This window comes from Roseobacter sinensis (assembly GCF_025755255.1).
GTDB classification, from domain to species: Bacteria; Pseudomonadota; Alphaproteobacteria; order Rhodobacterales; family Rhodobacteraceae; genus Roseobacter; species Roseobacter sinensis.
In genome coordinates this window covers 22531-45673 of record NZ_JALIEB010000023.1, presented here as the reverse complement: position 1 = coordinate 45673, position 23143 = coordinate 22531, and the positions used below count along the sequence as shown (strand labels likewise).

At 64.7% G+C, this 23143-nt stretch carries 5 protein-coding genes; 4 read left to right on the top strand and 1 reads right to left on the bottom strand.

The window, feature by feature from the left end; genetic code table 11:
• Positions 1-11: 11 nt before the first annotated feature.
• Complete coding sequence (locus MUB52_RS21265; protein ID WP_263846164.1) at positions 12-17780, bottom strand: malectin domain-containing carbohydrate-binding protein; 17769 nt, start codon at positions 17778-17780, stop codon at positions 12-14.
• A gap of 861 nt (positions 17781-18641) precedes the next feature.
• Between MUB52_RS21265 and MUB52_RS21260 the strand changes: the two genes are divergently transcribed.
• From MUB52_RS21260 to MUB52_RS21245, 4 genes are read left to right on the top strand one after another with little or no spacing between them, the layout of a single operon-like run.
• Positions 18642-19793 carry a glycosyltransferase gene (locus tag MUB52_RS21260; RefSeq protein WP_263846163.1) on the top strand — a complete coding sequence of 384 codons (1152 nt, stop codon included), beginning with the start codon at positions 18642-18644 and terminating at the stop codon, positions 19791-19793.
• Positions 19790-21097, top strand: a complete 1308-nt coding sequence (locus MUB52_RS21255; protein WP_263846162.1) for a lipopolysaccharide biosynthesis protein — start codon at positions 19790-19792, stop codon at positions 21095-21097. The genes MUB52_RS21260 and MUB52_RS21255 overlap by 4 nt, the downstream gene beginning before the upstream one ends.
• Entirely contained in the window at positions 21090-21929 is an 840-nt protein-coding gene (locus MUB52_RS21250) for a sulfotransferase family protein (protein WP_263846161.1), read from the top strand. Before MUB52_RS21255 ends, MUB52_RS21250 begins: the two co-directional genes overlap by 8 nt.
• Complete coding sequence (locus tag MUB52_RS21245; protein ID WP_263846160.1) at positions 21926-23092, top strand: polysaccharide pyruvyl transferase family protein; 1167 nt, start codon at positions 21926-21928, stop codon at positions 23090-23092. Before MUB52_RS21250 ends, MUB52_RS21245 begins: the two co-directional genes overlap by 4 nt.
• Positions 23093-23143: the final 51 nt, after the last annotated feature.

The following is a 23143-nucleotide window of genomic DNA, read 5'->3' as shown; positions in this document are numbered from 1 at the left end:
TGCCCCGTCGCTTAGGCGATCAGGTCCTCCTCGAAGAGGATCACCAGTTCGGGTGCCTCGCCATCGGAGTCGAAGCTGTGCGCGGCACGTGCCCCTGTCCCCGTGATCCGGAACCCGAGTTCACCATCGAGCACACCGTCGGCGCCAATTGCTGCCTCGATGAGGTCCGCAATATCGGGCGTCCGGTAGGTCTGACCGTCGGTCCAGGGCTCGACATCGTTCCAGTCGAAGTCTTCGGCCAGGTAGGTCCGGTCATCGGGCGTCGACGCCGCCGAGTAGGTGGCCGCGGATTCGGTGGCCTCGATCTCGATGGTGAAGGACGCAGGCCCGGTCTCCGTGCCATTGGCTTCGAACTGGAAGTAGGCCTCGGCGATCACCTTATCGGCAGGGATGTCGATATTGGTGAACCGCATGCCGACCGACTGGCTCTGGGCTCCGTTCAGGCCGAACTCCAGATCCGCGCTGCCGGCACCGCCGAACTCTTCCCAATCATCCGACGAGGCGCTGATGGACGCGATGATCTGATCGCCCGGATCCACTGGATCGCCCGGATCGCCTTCGACGAAGGCGGAGTTGGACGCGCCGGCCCCCGGCTGGCCACCCTGGTAGAGCTCCAGGTAGTCCACATGGAACCCTTGCGAGCGCCCTGCGACCTCGATGGTGTAGAGCCCACCTTCGGTGATTTCGATCTGCGCCGGGAAGTTGCCCGGCAGACCGTCGACGCCGTTGGCGTTGCCCCAAGTCCCGTTGTTCGGACCACCGAAGACCTTGATGAAGCCCTGACTTGTCGGTTCCGCTTCGTCAGTGGTTTCGGTCAGGTACTCCTCGATGGTCTCGCTGGTGCCGAACTTCTTGAAGTTGAGCCACAGATCGTTCTGCTGATCTCCGGCCGCAACCCCGTCCCGTGAGACGCGGAAGTTGAAGGTATAGACACCCACCGCTTCCTCCGGGATGAAGATGGTGTACTCCAGCGTCGCCGCATTCGAGACCCCGGTGATGGCGGTACTCGTGTTCGACCCGAAGAGATAGTAGCCATCCCCCTGGAACCCGGACTGACGCCCTAGGCCATCCGGCGCATCGAGATAGGTCCACAAACCGCCCGGGGTGGTCCCGCCATTGGCGTTCTCATCCTCGATCTGGATCTTGAAGCGGGTGTTGTTGATGATCTCGAAGTAGCCGTCGATCGGGATCACCGGATCACCCGTCACCGGCCCGCCCTGGTTGGTCAACACGATCGGAGCCGTCAGATCGCTGATCGGCAGGTCGTTGTTCGACGTGTCGATCACGCTGGCGACGAAGGCGATCTGTGCCACATCGTCACCCGGGAAGGTGCCATCCGCATTGTTGTTGGCGACCGCGTCGTCGTAGTCGAACAGGCCGGTGGCGTCGAAGGTGCCATCGGGGCCGATCACCACATCGACGGACTGGCTGTCGAAGTTGTTGTTCGCCTTGAAGTCATAGCGATCCAACCGGTCCTCGACGAGCTGCGCAATCCCGTTGGCGGTGTTCTCCACCGGGTTGAAGCCCTTCGTCATGGTGATCCGCACCGTGTCGCCCACATCACCGGTGACGATGATGGTGGGTTGCGTCACGCCGTAGGTGCCCGTGCCGCCGGCCGCCACGCCATTGACCTCGAGGGTCGGCGTCGTGGCTTTGGTCAGGCCCTGATCGGCGAGCGCTTGCGAGCCCGAGGCGCTGCCATCGCTGCCGAGTTGGCCCGAGGCGGTGGTGCCGTCATCGAAGAGCACGGTGAACCGCGATCCGATGAGCTCGTGTCCCGAGATGCCGCCCACGTCCCAGCTGTCGGTGGCACCCGCATCCACACCGGACTTCAGCAGCCCCGCGATGGAGTTGGGATCCATGTCGCCGGAGAAGCCGACCGTCTCACCGGTGTCGAAGTCGGTGAACTTGACGATCGCCCCCTTGAAGCCGCCGTTCGATGGCTGGCCGGTGCCCGTGGTGTTGGCCAGCGGGTCCTGACCGGGCAGGAAGTAGCCGCCGGTGCCACCGCTGATGTAGGCACCGGTGCCGCCTGCGGAGTTGACCGCCCAGGGCTTGGCCACGTTGTCGCCGCCGGCCCCATCGGGATCGAAGACCGCATCCTGGTAGACCGCATCGCTGACATCGATGAACACGGCGGAGATCTTCTTGCCACCGGTATTGGTGACTTGGAAGGAGTTCGCGCCGAAGTTCGAGCCGTCGATGTCACTGACGCCGGCCATGATGTCGAGCACCGCCGAACCGGTCACGCCGTCCGCGTAGGTCGCGTTGGTGATCAGGTCGGTTTCGCCGGCAAAGACCTCCAGCGCGTTGGTGCCGTCGTTGCCGACCGGGTCACCTTCCACCGGACCGCCCTCGTTGGCGAGGTAGATCGGCTTGGTGACCGGGCTCACCGGCAGGTTGCCTTGCGACGGATCCACGACGACGGCGACGAACCCGATCTCGGCCACATCGTCACCTGCGAAGGTACCGTTGTAGGCGAGGTTGTCGTCATAGTCGAAGAGACCGGTCGCATCGAAGGTCCCGTCGGGGCCGATGGTCACATCGACGGATTGGGCGTCGAAGGCGTTGGAGGCTTTGAAGTCGTAGCGCTCCAGACGGTCCTCGACCAGCGCGTCGATGCCGTTCGCGGTGTTGCCGACCGGGTCGAAGCCCTTGGTCATGGTGATGCGGACGATGGCGCCCGGATCGCCGGTGACCAGGATGGTCGGCTGCTCGCCACCATAGGTGCCGACCTCGCCTGCGGCAAAGCCGTTGACCACCAGTGTCGGCGCGTCGGAGGCGAAGCCCGCTTCCGAGGCCACACCCTGCGAGCCGGCTGCACTGCCGTCGCTGGCGAGCTGACCGGTGGCCGTGGTGCCGTCATCGAAGAGGATCGTGAAGGTCGACCCGATGATCTCGTGCCCCGAGATGCCGCCCGCGTCCCAGCCGTTGATGGCGTTGGTGTCAACACCGTTGCTGCCGCCCTTGTCCAGCCCGGCGAGGGAGTTGGGATCCATGTCGCCGGAGAAGCCGACCGTCTCACCGTTATTGAAGTTGGTGAACTTGACGATCGCTCCCTTGAAGCCGCCGTTCGACGCCTGACCGGTGCCTGTGGTGTTGGCCAGCGGGTCCTGACCGGGCAGGAAGTAGCCGCCCGTGCCGCCGGTGATGGAGGCTCCGGTCTCGGCACCGCCGGAGTTGATCCCCCAAGGCTTGAACGCATTGTCGCCGCCCGCCCCGTCAGGGTCGAAGACACTGTCGGGATAGAGCGCTGTGCTCACGTCGATGAACACGGCTGCGATGTTCTTGTCACCGGTGTTGGTCAGCTGGAAGGAGTTCTGGCCGAAGTTCGAGCTTTGGATGTTGTTGTTGCCCGTCATCACTTCGAGCACCGCCGAGCCCACTTCATCGGTCCCGTAGGAGTTGCCGGTGAAGAGGTCGTCCTCCCCATCGAAGACCGCAAGGGCATTCGACGGATCGACCGAGCCGCCATCCGTGGCCGTGACCTTGAAGCTGTCGAGCTGCGCGTTGAACGAGCTGCTCGATCCGGCATGCACATGGGTGAAGCCGGTGCCGACACCGACGGTTTCATCCGCCAGTGCGGCCGCCAGTGCTCCGGTCACGTTGAGCGAGCCGAAGCTGACCCCCGAGGCGCCCGCAATCGGGTCGCCATTGGTGTCGAGGAAGGTCGCCACCGCCGTGATCGTCGCGGCCGTCGCGCTGGTGGAGTTCACCGTCAGCGTGATGTCGACCGCCGAGAAGTCCGCGGTGCCGGTGAGCACGGCCGGCAACGGCTGGTTGCCGCCTGTGGCCTTCGCCTCGACATCGTCGGTCCGCGAAGAGAACTCGACCGTGTTGCCGAAGACGAATTTCACGAAGTCCGTGCTGTCGACACCCACGTGGATCCCGATCTGGTCGAAGCTGACCGCCGGTGTGGTCTCGAACGGGTTGATCACCCGCGCTTCGACCGTGAAGTCGGCGTTCTTCACGCCCAGCTGGAAGTCATCTTCGGGCGTATTGGTGCCTCCGGTGTCCCCCGTGGTCGTGGCTGTGGTCAGCAGGCCGCCCGCGACGCTGGTCGCGCCGGTGTCCTCGTCGAAGTCCTTGAGGGCCGACGAGCCTGCCAGACCCGCCTGCAACAGACCGGTGAAGCCGTTCTGATAGGGCGTGCCGTTCACGTCGAAGGTGAGCTCGATGCTTTCCCCATCGGCGAGCAACGTGCCGTTGTCCGCGTCATAGGCAAAGCTGTCCGCCTCGTTGAGGATCCCGTCGCCATCGACATCGTCATCGAGCGAGTTGATCACCAGGTCGCCGTCGAGGTCTTGCGAGGGCGCCACCGGACCGAAGGTGTTGTCGGCCGCGTCCACATTCAGTGGCAGTGTCGCCTGCACGGTTTCGGTGCCGTCCGTGGCTTCGATCACCACGCTGAAGAGGCCGATCTCGGTCGGTGTCCCAACCAGATTGCCATTCGCGTCGACCTCGGTAATGCCCGCAGGCGCTCCGCTGATCAGCGTGTAGGTGAGCGTGTCGCCGATGTCCTGATCTGAGAACAGCCCCACGATGGAGAGCGACAGCGGCGCGTCGATGATGGCCGGTTGTGCCTCCGGTGCCGGGTCGGCCACGGGCGCGTCATTGGCGTCGGTGACCGTGATCTGCAGATCGGTGGTCGTCTGAGACGTGCCATCGTTTGCCGTGACCGACACCTCGTAGACACCGTCCTGATCGGCATCGCCGGGGGTCTCGAAGTCCGGCGCTGTCAGGAAGGTGACCACTCCGGTGATGGGATCGACCGCGAAGAGCGCCTCATCCGCACCGGTGCCCGCAAGCGCGTAGGTGACCGACAGACCATCCGGGTCCACCGCCGCGACAGTCGCGGCTGCGGTGTCGTTCTCGGCCGCATCCACTTCGGTTGGGCTGCTGAACTCCGGTGCTTCCTCGACATTGGCAACGGTGATGACAAGCGCCTGCTCGGAGGCGACGTCGCCATCGCTGGCCGAGACCACCACGTCATAGACGTTGTCCTGATCCGCATCGCCGGGCGCCTCGAAGTCGGGCGCCGTCACGAAGGAGACCTCCCCCGTCACCGGGTCGATGGTGAAGAGCGCCGCATCCGCACCGCCGACGATGGCGTAGGTGACCTCCGAGCCTTCCAGATCGGTGGCGTCCACATCCGCTGCGAGCAGCGTGCCCTCATCCACGGTCGCCTCGGCGGGCGTGCTGATCGCCGGCGGCGTGTTCTCGATCGGGTCGAAGCGCACCGCGTCGATCCGCAACACCTCGCCACCCTGGGCCTGGCCCTCGATGATCAGCTTGGCGCCCGCCGGGATGTTGACCGTCGGGAAGACCGCAGAGGTGATGTTCGCCGCCTGCGTGCCATTGCCCTGGCCCGGAAGCTCGACAGCCGTCTTGTTCATGACGAAAGAGCCGATATCGACCGGATCGCTGCCGTCGCCGAGATCCATCTTGATGGTGACCGTCGCCGCGCCGTCGCTTTCATCGAAGTGGATGACCGCGATGTCGTAGAAGCCCGGCACCACGCCTGCGGCGTCCAGATCGGTGGAGATGAAGCCATCGCCTCCCACCGGCACCCGGATCACCTGCTGCCCGGAGGCCGGGCCGGCGAAGCTGCGGAAGAACCCCTCGAAGGCCTCGTTCGGATCGGTGAAGGCGGTGAAGTCTTCCGCCTCGATCAGAACCGCTTCGCGCGGCGGGCCGCTGGCCACATCCATGGTGAAGCTGGTCGAGGCGGACAGGGTGCCGGGATCGCCCACAGGGCCGTCATAGGCCGTGATGGTGATCTCGAAGTCGCCACTTTCCGTCGGCGTGCCAGAGATTTCGCCGGTAGCCGCGTCGATCGTGACACCCTCCGGCAGCCCTTCGGCCGCGTAGGTGAGAACGGTGCCCACATCGACATCTTCGAAGAGCCCGTCCGGCAGCGCCAGCACGATCTCACTGTTGATGATCGCCTCGACATCTTCATAGACACCTGTGACCACGGGCGCGTCGTTCACGTTCTCGACCGTGAGCGTGAAGGTCCCCGTGGTGGAGTTGCCCTCCGGATCGGTGGCCGTGACCGCAATGTCGTACTCGCCCACATCGTCATTGGTCGGCGTGCCGGTCAGCAGGCCATCCTCCTCGGTCACGAAGGCCGGCAGGTTGACGAAGCTGAAGGTCAGATCCTCGAATGGCGTGTCGGTGTCGAAGAACGGCAGGTCGATCTCGAACTGCGCATCCTGGGTGACCACCTGATCGGCGATTTCGCCACCGAAGATCTCTGGCGCATTGGTGTCGCCCGGATCGGTGATCAGCACTTCGACCAGCTTCACATTGGAGAACTGGACGGCCGACGTGCCGTTTGCGTCATCGTCGTTGATGAAGGCCAGCGTCTGGAACGACTGCCCGGCGTAATCCGCCAGAGAGAGCTCATAGGCGGTCGGCTGACCGACGGTGCCGTACTGGCCGTTGTAGTCCTGCTTGGACCAGGTCGCGAAGTTCTGGCTGCCGAAGAGCTGGAACAGCACGTCGTTGGCGCTCCGGAACGAATTGTCGTTCTCCAGACCGATGCCGACGATCTCGCCGCTGTCGTTCAAGATGGTCATCTCGAAGCGCAGCACCGTGTTCTCGGTGACCTCGTAGGGGCCATCGGTGATCGCGGTCTTCTTCCAGACGTTGCCATCCAGCGTCAGGCTGTCGCCTGCGGGCGAGATCTCGAAGCCGGCGCCCGGCTTGGAGTCCTGCCGGTCGTAGGATTCGATCGGGTTGTCGTTGAAGTTGATGTCCTTCTCGATGTCCCCCCCACCCGGCGGCAGCACCGTGATATCCACGGTGGTGACCGACGAGGCGCCAGACGGATCCTCGATGGTGTATTCGAAGCTCGCCGGTCCGTCGTAATCCGCGTCGGCCTCGAAGGTGATGAGACCGTTCTGTAGCGTGACCGTGCCGTTCACGGCGTTGCCCACGGCCGTGATGGTCAGCAGGTCGCCATCCGGGTCGCTGTCATTGGCCAGAAGCTCGCTGGCCGCGATCACCAGGGCCGCGTCGGACTCCATCACAAGATCGTCTTCCGCAGCAACAGGGGCGCTGTTCACATCCGACGGCGTGACGATCTCGATGTTGGAATAGATCGATGTGCCCGCCGTGGGGTTGGCGTCCTGGTCATTGATGAACACCATGTTCGAGAACTGCATGCCGACATAGGCATCCAGCGCGATCTCGATGGTCACATCGGTGCCCAGAACGCTTTCGTCGTAGACGCGATAGGTCTGGTTCCAGTCACCGACCCTTTGCGTGCCGCCGAGCTGGAAGAACGCGGTGCCCGGGTTGCGGAAGTCCTCGTCGTTGTCGAAGCCGATTGCCATCAGTTCCGGGATGTCCGGCGAGTTCACCGTGAACCGCAGAACCATGCCCTCGGTGATGGTCAGACCGCTCTCGGCCAGCAGGCTCAGCGTCTGTGGCCCCATCGTGGTCAGACCGCCGTCGAGGGCGACCTTCTTCCAGGCGTTGCCCTGCAGGGTCACCACCTGGGTCTCCTCATCCACGATCATGTCGCCTTCGACCGCATCCTGCGAGCCGTAGCTGCTGACATCGTCGTTGGCGATCACCACAGGCGTGGCGTTGGTGCCCGCGTCCGCGCTGATCTCGATGGAGACCGTCTGCGTGGTCTCGCCACCGAAGGCGTCGGCGATCCGATACTCGAAGCTCGCCGGGCCGGTGTAGCCCGCATCCGGCGTGAAGGTCACGATCCCTGAACCCGCGTCATAGGACACGGTGCCCGACACGCCGCTGTCCGGCACGATGCTGAAGCTCAGCGCGTCGCCGTCGGCGTCGCTGTCGTTCGACATCAGCTCGGTCCGGGTGAAGGTGACGGCCTTGTCCGGCATGCCGGTCTTGCTGTCGGCCCCCGCAACCGGGTCGGCGTTGTCCTCGTCGATGTCGCCGTCCTGATCGTTGTCCTTGCCGTCGTTGATCTCGGGCGCGCCCTCGTAGACGGTCGGGTCCGTATCGTCATCGTCGGTGCCTAGGCTGGCCAGCACATAGCCGTCCGGCTGGTCATAGGCCTCGATCTGATCGGTCGGGGTGCCGACACCGTCCTCATCCGCATCGCGGGACCAGATGAACGGTCCGGGGATGTCGTTGACGGTCAGCTCGAAGGTGGTGGAGACAGGCGGATTCGTCCCGTCGTCCGCCGTGACCTTGACGGTGATGCTGCCATCGCCATCGGCGGGCGTGCCGAGGAAGCGGCCCGTGTCCGGATCGAAGCTCAGCCACGCCGGCAGCGGGCTGTCATCGTCCAGCGTCGCGGAAAGCGTCAGGTTCGCGACACCGTTGTCGTCCTTGAAGACATCCAGGGGCAGCGTGAAGTCGAGCTCGCTCGCCTCCGTCGCGACCTGGTCCGTGACCCCCGCATCCACTTCCGGCGCATTGTCCGGTGCCGAGATTTCCAGGTAGTCCCACTCGCCGGTGAAGCTGTTCCCGGTGCCACCGGCCCATTCCGTGACGGACACACCATAGGTCACGCCGCCTGTTCCTCCGGTCAATGGGTTTTGACCATTGAGCGAGGACAGAAGCGACCCGGTGATGACCTTCTCATCGGTGCTCACCGTCTGAAGTTCATTGCCGGCACTATCGAGCAACGTCACATAGCCTGTGAGCGTTGGAAGACCTTCCAAACCCACCGTGGTGCTCGATTTGTTGACATCGAAGCGGAACACCAGATCCGCCGCCGCTTCGGTGGCGTCGACCGGATAGGTCACCGGGACCAGTTGGTTGCCCGAGGTCAGCGAACCTTGCGATGCGAACTCGACGGTCACGCCGCCGTCTCGCACACCATAGACCAGTTTGACCCAGTCGTCGGTGCCGCCCGCGCCAATCGTGATGCCAAGCGACGCAAACTGCAATCCGGTCTGACCGCTTGTGATGGTCGGCCAGGGGTTGGCCGCCTTTGCCTCAACCGAGAAGAGGTCAACGCCGGTGACATCCGCACCGCGGACATAGTTGTCCTTGACCTGGTTACTCTGATTGGTCGGTGTCCCGCTGCCAAAGGTATCCGTCTCGGTCGCCACGATTTTCAGCGCGCCGTCCTTGATTTCGGCGCCTTCGATCAGATTACCACCGCCGTCAAAAACCGGCTCCGTGGTCCGGTCACCGTAAGGATCGGTCTCGCTCGTGCCCGGCGGAACAAAGCCGACGGTGTTGACCAGAATGCCGGTGAAACCCCCATCTGCGTCAAAGACATCCGTGGTATCGACATCAAAGTCCTGACGGAACGAGCCGCCGACACCCAGCACATTGCCCAACCCGTTGTCGCCATCATAGGCCAGCGGATCGACATAGTTGATCACGCCGTCGCCATCGATATCCGCCGGATCGAAGTCCTCGTCATCGTCGATGGTGACCGTCGCGGACCCCTGTCCGAGGCTGGCGGACTCGCCGCCTGCCGCGTCCACATCGGTGATCGTGACCGTGAAGTCCTTCACCTCAGTATCCGCGTCATTGTCGATGAGGGTGACCGGCACTGTCGCCGTGGTCTGACCGGCCAGAATGGTCACGGTGTTGGAGGCAGGCACCTCATAGTCGACACCCGCAACGCCTGTGCCATCGGCAAGGGCGAAGGTGATGGTGACATCCGACGTGGTATCGCCCTCGCGGGTGAAGACCACATTCGCAACACCGCCGTCTTCCTCGGCCTCGAGATCCGCGACCGAGATCGTCACATCCGTTGTCGGCACATCGACAACGGCCTCCCGCAGGATGAACCCACTGAACTTGGCGTTGTCGGCGGAGGGATCGCCGGCAATTGTCAGGGTTCCGGTTCCGTTGCCCTCGTCGGCAATGGTCACCATGACTTCGATGTCCGAGGCCACGTCCATACCGGCTGTGGCCAGCAGGTTCAGATCGTCCGCGACCTGAACACCGTTCACCGTGATGTCGAAGATCCGGCTGTTGCCATTGGTCAGCAGCGGGTTGAAGATTTCCGCAAGCTTGATGGTCAGGAAGTACTCGCCCGCCGGGATCCCATCGCGCGTGAACGTCAGATCAGGTGCAGTCCCCGACCCGCCCCAGCGTTCGGTGATATAGACGGTGTCATCGGCATTGCCGATCCCATCGCCCGTATAGTCACCATTGGCCGGAAGGTTCGCCCCGGCGTCTGCCGAGGTATTGGCTTCGGGGTTCCAGTTCGACGCGGCATCGGCTTCATACTGAACACCGCTCTCGTCGGTGAAGGCGCCGCCGCCGGCATTAACGGCAAAAACCACGTCGCCGGGTGTCGCCGCGATGGGCGAGACCGCTTCGCGGATCACGATGGCGCTGACCTTCGCACGGTCGAGTTCCGTGACGAACGACAGATCAATGGTGCCATTGGCACCCGGCGTGACCGGGTCCGGCACCTCGATGATGACCGGCGCATTGATGTTACCGCTCTGCAGCAGCGGGTTGATGTCGTCGAGCACGCTGCCAGCGGCAGGCGCCTGACCCTCGATCACCACATCGAAGACCCGCGCGTTCGGGTCGGTCGTGAAGATTTCGGCAAAGTAGAGATCGATGAAGTAGCTCTTGGTCGGATCGATGCCGTCAAAGGTGAGGTTTGCATCGAAGAAGCCCGGCGTGCTGTCGCCGGCGGGGCCGGAGTTCACCTCGGTCTGGTAGATGGTCCCAGTGAAATCGGGCTGGATGCCGTTCGCGCCGCCGCCGTTGCCGACATCGTCATAGAGCTGGCCACCGGTGAAGGGTGCGCCGTTGGTCGCATTGTCCCCGGCTTCGAAGTCGATACCGTCCTGGGTCAGAGCCGGTCCGCCCGCGTTGACGGCATAGACAACATTGCCGCGCACCAGCGCGAGCGGTCCGTCATCCTCGACCACGCTGCCATTGCCGCTCTCGGATCCGCTGACGATTTCCACCGTCTCGGTGCCGATGGCATCCACAGCCGATGTGAGCGTCACGGTCACCGGTTCGGCCCCGTCGTCCACATCGTCGTTGTCCACCAGCACGGTCAGCGTGCCGACGCCGCCCACGAAGGTGACATCCTGCGTCAGCCCGGTGTCGATGGCGGTGTCATAGGTCACGGTCAGCGTGCCGTCGAAGCCGTCGCTTGCGGTCAGCTCGAAGCCCAGCACGGTGACGCCGAAGTCGCCGTTCTCGACCACATTGCCCGCATCGGCAATCGACAAGGTCACATCCGCCGGCCGGTCGGCCAGCACGAAGTCCAGCGTGACCGTGGTCGGCAGATCCGCCCCCTGGTTCAGCCAGATCGTGTAGCTGCCCGCCTCCAGCGGCAGGCCGAAGCCAGGGAAGTTGAAGCCCTGAACATCGCCCCCCTGGGACATCAGGTTCAGGATATCGTCGCCATCCGTGTAGATCGCGCCGCCCAGCAGATCGCCAAAGCCCGCACCCGTCACCGGATCGGTTGTGATCTGCGTGCCTTCCTGCAGCCCCACGAAGCCTGCGGTATCTGTCGGCTCCTGGTTCTGGAAGCCGGTCACCAGGATCGACGTCAGCACCTGGCCTTCCGGCACCTCGAAGGTGAAGTAGTCACGGTCACGACCCAGCGGGCCATCATCATCGCCCACCTGCTCGGCCACGACGATGTTGCTGCCGTTCGCCAGGGCGCCCACATCCGTCGGCGCAAGGCCGTCGTCGGAGAAGTCGACATAGAGCGTCCCGTTCACCGCGTCCGGGCCTTCGGGATCGGCGACCTGCGGCGAGGTCACGTTCACGAAGTCCCACGTGGCCGGGAAGCTGTCGGCCGCGGCCTCCGCACCGCCGAAGTCGGTCGAGGTCACACCCACAACGGAGGTGCCGTTGGTGATCGCCGTCAGCAGCGCCGCCGGGATCGGCTGGGCCTCGGCTGTCGCAAACCCGGGTGTCGGCACTGGACGGACTCCCCCCAGGATCGCGCCAGAACCATCGAGGTAGGTCACGAATTGCGCAATCGTGCCAGCCGCCTTGTCGATGATCAGCGCCAGTTCGACGCGGGCCACATCCGCATTCGCGAAGGGTGCCGCGGCCGCCGCGCTCACCGCGGTCAGCTTGACCGGCTGGTCGACGGAGGTTTGCGACCACATCTGCGTCTGCGTGCCGCCGCCGCCGCCATAGACGACTTTCATGAACTGATCGGCGTTCTGGTTCGTCGCCGGATCGCCGGTCGCGATGATGATCCCCTGCTGCTTGTAGTTCGGGATCGTATCGCCCGTCGCACCGATCGACGTCAGGTAGGCCGCCGTGAAGGGGTTGTCGAAGGCCGTCGAGATGATGATGTCGTTCACCCCCGCATCCGACAGATCGACTGCCTTGACCAGATCGTTCTTCGAGGCATCGGTCGGCACATTCGACAGATCGCCATGCGAGGTGTTCACGACCAGCTTGCCGCCGACGATCGAGATCTTCTCGGCCTCCAGCGCGGTGGCCCCACCAAGAACGGTGTCGAAACCACCCTCGACCAGCGGATCGCCCGCCGTCTCGAAGTCAAGCGCCAGCAGCGTTCCGCCCTCGGGCAGATCGGTGCTCGGATCGCTCGCCGCGATGGTCACTGTGGCGCTGCCACCGGTCGCCGAAATCACCGCATCGTTCGAAGTGTTCGACACCGACGTGATGCTGACGGTGAGGCTCTCGGCGGCCTCTTCGTCTTCGTCATCGACAATCGGCAGTGTGACCGTCGCCGAGGTCTGACCCGCGAGAATGGTCACCGTCGCCGGCGTGGCCGTGCCGTAGTCGCTGGCATCGGTATCCACATCCGTAAGCGCATACTCAACCGTCACGTCCTCGCTCAGATCGCCGATCCGGCTGAAGGTGATGGTTGCATCCTCACCTTCCGCGGTCGACACATCAGCCACGGAGATCGTGGGCGGCAGATCCGACGGGATCGCATCATAGACCACAATCGCGTTGAACCCGGGCTCTCCGGTGTCGGCATTCACGTCGATGACGATCTGACCGTTGGTCACCACCACGTTCTTGGTGATCTTGACCGCGGTATCGGCCGCACCCGCCTCGGTGAAGGCATCGAAGTCCATCGCGAACTCTTCACCATTGATGGTGTAGTCGCCCTGGCGGTTGCCCGCGGTGGAGTGGAAGAGCTCGGCAAACCACAGCTCGACCACATAGATCCCGTTTTCAATCGGGTATGTCGCCGTGAACGAGCCCGAGGCCGCGTCGCGATAGGTGTGCAGGGCCGAGCCGTCCAGCGCGGGGTTCGAGCCGGTCGGACCGAACTTGCCGTCGATGTTGCTGCCGGTCTTGGTGGTCGGCGTGTAATAGCTCGGATCATCCGCCTCCAGATTGATCCCGTTGATGATCGTATCACCGGTGATCGCACCGCCGTAGGTGTTCTTGTCGGTCCCCTCCAGCGAAGTGTCGATGGTGTTGGCGGTCGGGCCGACGTTGATGGCCAGCGCCACATCCCCTGCAATCAGATTGTCGAGGTTCGGCTCGACGAAGAAGACCCCATCCGCCGCAGCAGTTGTGTTGCCCGCTGCATCGCCATAGGCGCCCGCGGCGATGCTGATCTGCCCCTGTCCGAGCGGCCAGGCGTTGGTATCGGTGGGCGGCTGCAGCTCATAGGTGAGCGTCGCCGTCTTGCCGTCCGGTGAAATATCGACCGTGGGGGCCGCAACCGAGGAGGGCACGATGCCGCTGAACACCAGCTCGGAGCCGTCGAGGCCCGCGAAATCGGCGGCCTCGAACCCGGCGTTGTCGGTCAGCGTGACAATCGCGTCGCGCGGACCGTCCTGAACGCTCGGCGGGTTCTCGACGAAGATCTCCGCGATCTCGGGCGCGGTCTCATCGGCGGGCGGCTCGAAGCTGCCGCCAACGGCCCAGACCACGAGGCCCGAGAGCTTCGCCTGATCGACCTCCTTGTTGAACTCGATCTCCAGCACCCCGTCGGTGACCGTCACCTGATAGGTCTTGATCACCTGGGTGCCGGAGGCGCCCGCGTCGTCGATGATGTCGTAATTGTCTTCGACCTGGTCGCCTTCGATGAACACATCGAACTCGCGTTTGCCTGCCGGGTCACCATTGTTTGCGGTCAGGTCGTGGAAGATCTCCGCATAGATCAGATCGACCAGGTAGTTGCCGTTCGGCACGTCGATCGCATAGCCCCAATTGGCCTCCGAAGCCGACGACCGCTCGTTCTTGAGCACATCGTCAAGCTCGGTCCCCGGGAAGTCGAAGGCGTTCGACGCACCGCTGGAATAGGCCTTGTAGTCGCCCGTGACGGTAAAGCCCGTCTTCGGTGCGCCGGGACCGTCCGAGACGAAGTTGACGGTCTGCTCGCGCAGGGTCTGGCCTGGCACGTCGTCGCCACCTGCGTTGATCGCGATCACCGGGGTCAGCGGATCCTTGGTCACAAGACGGACTCCCCCCGCGACCGACTCAAACTCGAAGATGTCGTTGCCATCCTCCGCCTGGAAATCCGCGAAATCGGGCCCGTCAAAGGTGATGCGGGTGTCCCCGTCAATCACCACAACCGCCGAGCCGACCTCGAAGCCCACGGTGATGTCATTCACCGTGACACCGTTGATGATTACCTCATCGTCGGTTGTGAAATCGGTGATGGTGTCGCCGTTCAGTTGGGCCTTGGTGCCCTGGATGCTGTCGGCACCCGCGCCGGTGGTGATGGTATTGGCCCCTTCACCCACCTTGAAAACGTTGTCATTGTCGTTGCCGGTCACATTGTAATCGGCAGACGACTGGGTGCCGTCGAAATCTTCGACCGTGTCGTCCAGCGGCGCCAGATCAGTCTCTGTGCCGTCGTAAATGATGACATCCGCACCGTCGGTGCCTTGCTGTCCGACGCTGGCCGCGTCATTGGCCGCCAGCTCGTTGGGCAGGCTTTCGATCTTCAGGCCAAAGAAATCCACATCGGTCAGATCGCCACCCGGCACGTCTTCGGCCAGGAAGCCCACCGCCGCACCGGAGGTCAGCACCGGGCCGCCCGTCGACTGCACGGTATGATCGCCGTTCAGCACGTCTTGCAGCACGCCCGCCGGCAGATTGTAGCCTGCCCCCCCATTCAGCGGGATCGGGATGAAATCGCCTTCGGTGCCGAAACGATAGCCCACCTCGACCGCGTAATTGTTGCCCTGGTCGATCATAATCTGCAGGTCGACCACTTCATTGTTGCCGTCATTCAGCCCGGGGACCAGAACGGTGGCGAGCTTGGTGTAATTCGCATCGCCGATCTCGACGCCCACCTCGAAACCGACACCGCCTTCAACGCCGCCGTAAACCGCGCGCAGGAAGTTGAACTGCGTTCCGTCGCCGAACATGATGCCCGAGAGCTGGCCCTCCAGCGGGCTGTTGACCCGCGAGGGGATCCAGTTCGCCGTCGACATGGTCAGCGCGATGCGATCCACCTCCGGATCGGGGCGGAAACCGGTCTGCATGACGTCGCGCGCATCGTTGTCCGACCCCACGACCGAGCCATCCACAACCGTCTTGATCTTCAGGATCGGCGCGTTGCCGCCCGGCAGGATGTTCTGACCGTTGTCGAACAAACCGTCCTGCAGCTGGTCGCCGCTGAAGCCTTCCTCAACCGAGCGGGCATCCTGGTTCGGCGTCACACCGTCCAGTGCTGCGCCCAGAAGTCCGGTGCCCGACAGCGAAATCGGGAAATTGGTGTTCTGCGGGTTGAAGTCGATCTCGATCGTTTCGCCCGCGGACAGCTGATAGCCGTTCTCGGGGCTGTACTCGAAGGGATCGTCGATATCCTTCACGCCGTCGAGGTCATTGTCTTCCTCATCGACGATATCCGCGCCCGCCAGTGGCAGGCCAACGCCTTCAGGCTGAAAGACTTCGATCAGGGGCCCGTTCTGGTTGAACGTCGCGACCCAGATCGAGCCTGTAAAGGCGAAATTCAGGCCTTTTTGACCCACATCGTCGCCGAGAGTCGCAATGCCGAGCGGGCCGCCGCCCGCCTGCAGCGTGGTGCGATCCGCGGCTTGGGTGAAGGTGCCGCTGTCATTGGTCTGCACCACACCGTTCTCGTCGCGCCCGATCACGTAGATCTGGCCCTGGTTCAGCGATGTGGCGAGCAGCGCGCCCGACATCTTGGTGTTGCCATCGTCCAGAATGGTCGAGGTGTACTCCGCCAGGCCGTTGACCGAGCCCTTGCCGAAGTCGAGCGAGCCGTCTTCCGACCCCGCCTCGAGGTAGTTTCCCTCGATCGGGTTCGGCGCCGAGACGATATCGGCGATATCCGCCGGCAGACCCGAGGTGCCGATGTACTGGCCGCCGACCGGCAGACCGGTCGTGGTGCCCTCGGGGCGGATCTCGGCGGATCCATCGGGCATCAGGTAGATATCGTAGGCAACCCCAGGGGTCATGGCGATGACCTTCTTGGTCAGATCGCCCGGATCCGCCCCGTAGATGCGCTGGCCGGACTGGTTGAACACATCCGGATAGTCGGTGTTGTTGTTTTCGACCTCGGTCAGCCAGGCGATGACCTCGTCATAGTCGCTGTCGCCACCATTGCCGAAGCTGTCCTCGTTCGACACCATGAGGAACGCATTGTCCGTGCCCGCTTCGGGCGAGAACAGCAGACCCGCGCGCGAGCCTTCCGCCCGCGTCGGGTTCGGATGCCCGCCATAGACCAGCTGCAAGGTGCCCTGCCCGTCGCCGTAATCCCAGTCGTAGAGCTGCGGCCCGCCCTTGCCGGCAGACAGCTCGCGCCCGTCCAGGTCGTCCGAACGGGTCGCCTCATGCAGCGAATCGTTGTTCGACGGGTTGAACGCCTCGACGTTGATATCGTCGTTCACATTTCCGTCGCCGTTGTTCAGATTGAGCGCAATATAGAGACTATCAAGGAAGTTAGGCTCACCAATCGGGCGGCCACCCCAGATGTTGTTCGCCCCGTTGTCATAGGTAAAGACGCGGCCGTCGTCGGTGACTTCCACGTCATAAGCGTTCCGATAGCCCGCCGAATAGATCTGAACCGGGCTGTCCGCGGTCAGCTTGGCCGAGTTCAGACCGTCGTTGCCGCCGAAGGGGTCATTGTTATCGTCCGTGCCCGGGCGCGTCGGGTCATCCAGAGTCGGCAGGTCATAGGCAACCATCCGGCCCGTGATCGGGTCCTCAAACGGCGTCAGCGCGTTGATTGCATCCAGATCCACCTCCAGCAGCGCACCGCTGTAGGGCTGCTCCTGCTGGCCGGCAAAGTTGTTCGACGGCGCGCCCGTGTTCGCGTTACCACCGCTCGACACGATCATCCGTTCGCTGATCAGCTTGCCGGTGGTCTCGTCAATCTCCTGAATGACCTCCAGACCGTTCGTGGCGTGGTTCTCCTCCGACCGCGCCAGACCGCGCACGATATCCACCGCGTCCCAGCTGTTCGGGCCGGTCTGCGTCAGTTTGGTGATCACACCGGAGTTGGTGTCGAGCCCCGCGTCATTGCCCGACCCCCCTGCCCCGATCCGGTTGTCGGAGGAGGTGACATACATCGTCACCATCGGCGTCCCGTCCGGCAGCGTCATCGGATCGCCGTTCGCATCATATTGTGCGGTCACGTCGATACCGGTCACCTGCCGCTGGTTCTGCGGCGCGCTGGTGCCATTGTCGTTGAAGTTCGGAATGTTCTTGATGTCCGGCACGAGCACCGCGTCGGTCACATAGAACTGCGCGGTGTTGTCGGCGTCATTCGGATCCGGATCGCCGAAGGCGACGGTCAGAACCTTCACATCGCCGTCGACTTCTGTGACATAGAGCCGCCCGTCGGGCCCCCAGACCAGAGCGGTCGGCTGCGACAGTCCGACGACTCCATTGAGATCAAGTGTGCTTGCAGAAAAAGTGTTCGTTACGGCCACGGGTCCGTCCTCCAGATGAATACCTGCACGCCCGCGCGCATTGCATCGAGCAAAATTCAAGTGTCTGGAAAACGTGCGACAAAAAACTACCTATAGTTGAAAGAAGCTCTCAACCAGCAGCACGCTACCCGTTACCAAACCTGCGCACGGAAGTGCCTTCCTATGAAATTGCCCGCATCGTGAAGGGATCGGTGACCGTCACGCAAGCGAAATTTGGCTGATTTCCGCCGATATTATGGCGATCTCGCCAAACTCATCCAGAGGTAGTGAAATCTTCCCGCATTGGTGACCGAGGCCCGGAAAGCGGTCTACCAAAGGTGGCAAACTGACTTTCTATGCAGACCAAAACCGTGCACAATTATTGTGCAGTTAAGCATAATCACTACGTTTTTCACGTGTCTGCGCATACACAAGAGACTCACTTTCCAGTGAGTCGCTGGTTGGCGTCACCCCTGACCCGGCCTCGCAAGACCCTCGGCGCACGCTCGCCTCCGCGCATCGGCCGAGCGAAATCGCGGTGCCTCAATCGCCAAACAGGCGGATGTCCGCGGGATCTGACGGCCCGCCGCACCAGGAGTGCCCGTTGCACGCGTTAACAATCTGTTAACACAATTTTAACGAGAGTGAGATTTTCTCACGATACATCGCTTCAGGACCGCAAGGCGCGTTGATCCCACATCTCCCGGCGGGCGGCCTTACCCCGCTTGTGGCGCAATCAACATGGCCCCCGGAAAACGCGCGGCGGGTGGGAAAAACCTGTTTCTTCGCCGCCGGTCGCCTGCTACCACCGTCCCAGCGCGGGTCGCGGGCCCGGTCGCGCGCGCTGGTCAAACCAGAGAACCGCACCCACGGGACATTTGGATGTCACAGCTTCCTCCCTCAAAGCCGGCAGACCTCAAGGTGGCGATCGTTCACTATTGGCTGGTCGGCATGCGGGGCGGCGAGAAGGTGCTCGAAGCGCTGTGCGAGATGTTCCCGCGGGCCACCATCTATACGCACGTTTGTGATCCCGCGAAGATCAGCGCGCCGCTGCGCCGGCACCGGATCGAGCTCACGCGCATCGGCCGGCTGCCCTTTGCCACCCGGCTCTACCAGTCCTATCTGCCGCTGATGCCCCGCGCGCTGGAAGAGCTCGACCTCTCGGGCTACGATCTTGTCCTGTCCAGCGAGGCGGGCCCCGCCAAGGGCGTGATCGCGCCGCCGGGCGTGCCGCACCTGTGCTATTGCCACTCGCCCATGCGCTATATCTGGGATCAGTATCACGTCTACCGGGCAGGCGCGGGCGTGCTCACCCGGGCGGCGATGCCGCTGCTCGCCCACCGGATGCGGATCTGGGATGTCACCTCGGCCGCGCGGGTGGACGATTTCATCGCGAACTCGGCCCATGTCGCCAAACGGATCGAGAAGTACTGGCGCCGCCCCGCCACCGTGGTGCATCCACCGGTGGATCTGCCGGAACCCTTCGCGCCGAAAGACCCGGAAGCCTTCTATCTGCTGGCCGGCGAACTTGCGAGCTACAAGCGCCCCGAACTTGCCGTCGCGGCCTTCACCCGGATGGGCAAGCCGCTTGTCGTGGCCGGCGGCCCGGCCAGCGCCGAGCGCCACCTGCGCAAGATCGCTGGGCCGACCATCAGCTTCCGCGGGCGCGTCGACGATGCCACCTTTCGCGACCTCATGGCCCGCTGCAAGGCACTGATCTTTCCCGGCGAGGAAGATTTCGGCATGATCCCGGTTGAGGTCATGGGTGCAGGCCGCCCGGTGATCGCGCTCGGCCGTGGCGGGGCGCTCGAGACCGGGGTGCCGGGGGAAACAGGCCTCTTCTTCGACGCGCCGACGGTGGAGTCCCTGGTCGCAGCCGTCACGCAGTTCGAGGCGCAGGGGCTCGACCGGCTCGATCCGGCGGCGCTGCGGGCCCATGCCGCCCAATTCGACAGGGCCGCATTTCAGCGTGGGATCGCAGCCCGGCTGGAGAGGTTCGGCCTCTCCTGGGCGCCCCCTGCCCGCGCCTCATGACCCGCACCGCCGGACCTCTGCAGGGCCTGCTCCGCCAGGGGTTTGTCGCGCTGCTGATCAAGGTGGCGGCGGCCGGTCTGTCGTTCCTGATGTTTCTCGCGCTCGCCCGCGCCCTGCCGCCCGAGGCCTTCGGGGAGTTCGGCTTCGCCTTTTCGCTGGCGGTGCTTCTCTCTGTCGCGGGTAGTTTCGGCCAGCGGGCGCTGGCGCTGAAATACGCCTCGATCTACGTGGGCGAGGACAATCACGCAGCACTCGCCGGGCTGCTGCGCTTCGGCTACGGGCATATTCTGGCCGCCGGTGCCGCGATCTGTGCGGGGCTCGCGCTGGTCAGTACCAGCCTGGGCATGCCCTATCTCGCCATGGTTGGCCCGCTCGCGCTCGCGCTCTCCATCGCCGAATACCAGGCCCATGTGTTGCGCGCCTATGGCACCATGTCGCTTGCCCTGGCACCGCGCGACGTGCTCTGGCGGCTGATCGTGATCGCCGCTGCGCTCGCAACCGGCGCGGGCCTGATGCAGATGACCACGGCCTTCAGCGCTCTGACCGTGCTGGCGCTGAGCCTGCTCGGGCTCTCCGCCGGGCAGATGCTGCTGCACGCGCCCGCGCGCGGGCTGCTGAGCCGCTCGGCTCCTGCCGCACCAGAGCTTCGGACCGAGTGGCGCCACGCCGCGCTCGGGCTCTGGGGCACCTCGGTGATCCAGAGCGCGGGGCCCAACCTCGCCGTCGTGCTGCTGGGCCTGATCCTCTCTCCCGCAGAAACAGGCCCATTTTTCAGCGCGTTACGGGTGGCCATGGTGCTGTCGCTCTTCCTGATGGCGGCGAATATGGCCGCGGCCTCCGCCATCGCCCGCAGCCACGCCGCGGGTGATAACGCATTGCTGCAATCGATCTGCGCCTCGGTCGCTCGCTATGTCTCCTGGCCCACGGCGGCCGGTTTCGCCGTCTTTGCGCTCTTCGGCCGCCAGATCCTCGAGCTCTTCGGGCCGGGCTTCGACAGCGCCTTCGCGCCGCTCCTGATCCTCGGCGCGGGCTACCTCGCGAGCGCACTCATGGGCCCCACTGTGCAGATCATGGAAACAACGGGGCACGAGCGGCGCTACCTGCGGTACCTCACCGTGACCACCTGCGCCGCGCTGGCGCTCCTGCCCGCCGCGATCCTGCTGGCCGGCACCCTGGGCGCCGCGCTGATGGTCAGCGCCAACATGGTGATCCCCCGCGCGCTTTGCTACCGGTTCATCCTGCAGACCCACCGGATCGCCCCGGGCCTCCTGCCGCGCCGCCGGGGAGCCGCCGATCATGACTGAACGCTCCAGCCGCGTCAATTTCCTCTTCCTCGGTGGCGACAAATGCGGCTCCACCTGGCTCGACTTCATCCTGCGCCAGCACCCCGAAGTCTGCCTCGCCCCCAGCAAAGAGCTCTTCTTCTTCGACCGCTTCTTCGAGCGTGGCCTCGCCTGGTACGACCGCCAGTTCCCGGAAACCAAAACCGCCGTCCGCACCGGCGAGATTTGCCACGACTATCTCTATTCCGACGCAGCACTCGCCCGGATCGGCGCGGCCCTGCCCGCCGACGCCCGCTGCCTGATCGTCCTGCGCCACCCGGTCGAGCGCACGCTCTCGCACTACCGCTACCTGCTCAAGATCGGCACCACCCGCGCGCCGCTGGCCGACGCGCTCCGGCAGCACCCCGGACTGCTCGACCACTCGCTCTACGCCCCGCGGTTGGCGGCCGCGCGTCGCGCAATCGGCAACGCCCGACTGTGCGTCCTCTTCTATGACGATCTCGCCCGGGACCCGGCGGGCTTCGGGCGCCGGGTCAGCGACGCGCTCGGCCTGCGCTACCTGCCCGAGCTGCCCTATGACACCCGCGTGCTGGGGGCTGCCGGGTCGCGGGCCCCGGGGCTGACCCGTGTGCTGCGCAACGCCGGCTGGGGCCTGCGCCGCCGCGGGGCGCAACGCCTTGTCAGCACAGTGAAATCCAGTGCGCTGGTGCAGCGCCTGCTCTTTACCGAAACTGCCCGCAGCGCCGTTGACCGCACCGCCCTCACCCCCTATCTGGAGCGCTTCCGCGCCGATCACGCCGCGCTCTCCGCCATGCTCGAGACCCCGCCTGCCTGGACGTTCGATCCGCCATGACCCTGCTGCTTGCCGCCGTCATGTACAGCCCCAACATCGGCGACGGGGTGATCGCCGAATGTATCCGCGCCGCTGCCCCCGCCGATATCGAATTCCTCGATCTGGCCGGGCGCACCGGCTATGCGGAGGCCGAGGCGCCCCTGCGCCGGCGCCTGCTGGCCGGGCTCAGCCGCCTGCCCGCACCGCTGGCCGACCGCATTGCGGAACAGCTTGTGACGGCCCAGATCCGGCGGCGGCTCGACCCGCTTCTGCCCCAGGCGCTCGCCCGAACCGACGCACTCCTGATCGGCGGCGGCCAGCTGCTCGCCGATGCCAATCTGAACTTCCCGCTGAAACTGCACCGCCTGATCTGCGCGGCGGACGACCGGCCCATCGGCCTGCATGCCGTCGGCGTTGCGGCCGGCTGGTCACCGCGCGCCGCAGCGCTCTTTCGCGATCTTCTGAGCCATAGCAATCTGCGCTTTCTCTCGGTGCGCGATGCGGCGTCCAAGCACAATCTCGAAGCGCATCTCGCAGCCCTGGGGCTCAACCATCTGGACCCGCCTCTGGTTTTCCCCGACCCCGGCGTGCTCTGCGCGCCGCTGCTGGGCGACGGCCCGCGCGCGCCCGTGGCCCCCCCGGCGCGCCATATCGGGCTGGGCGTGACCCATCCCACAGCCCTGCGCCTGCACGGCGGGGCCGCGGGCGGCGGGCACTGGCCAGCGTGGTACGCGCGCCTGGCGCGCCGCGCCGTGGCGCGGGGGCTGACAGTAACGCTGTTCACCAATGGCGCCTTCGAAGACGAAGCCTGCCTTGATGAGACAATCCGGCATCTTGCCGACATCGACCCGCACGCGCTGCGCCGGGCACCCCGCCCGGACCGGCCCGCCGCGCTTCTGCACCTCATCTCGGGCCTCGATGCGGTGATCTCGCACCGGCTGCACGCAAGCATCGTCGCCTATAGCGCCGGCGTACCGCCCATCGGCCTGCCCTGGGACCGCAAACTCGAAGGGTTTTTCGATCTGATCGGGCGGCCCGACGCGCTCTTGCGCCAGCCGCAGCCCGAGCCGGACGAGATCCTCGCGCGGCTGGGCGCGCCGCCGCTCGATCCGGAGCATCACGCCGCGGTGCTGGACGAGGCGCGCCGCGGGATCACCAAAGCCGTCCACGCGCTGCACCCATAGTCACGCGGCGTGCTTTGATCCCACGGTCGCCCGGGATGGGCAGAACGGTGG

Coding starts and splice junctions, on each gene's coding strand:
- MUB52_RS21260 (WP_263846163.1), top strand. CDS start 18,642: ATGTCACAGCTTCCTCCCTCAAAGCCGGCAGACCTCAAGGTGGCGATC.
- MUB52_RS21255 (WP_263846162.1), top strand. CDS start 19,790: ATGACCCGCACCGCCGGACCTCTGCAGGGCCTGCTCCGCCAGGGGTTT.
- MUB52_RS21250 (WP_263846161.1), top strand. CDS start 21,090: ATGACTGAACGCTCCAGCCGCGTCAATTTCCTCTTCCTCGGTGGCGAC.
- MUB52_RS21245 (WP_263846160.1), top strand. CDS start 21,926: ATGACCCTGCTGCTTGCCGCCGTCATGTACAGCCCCAACATCGGCGAC.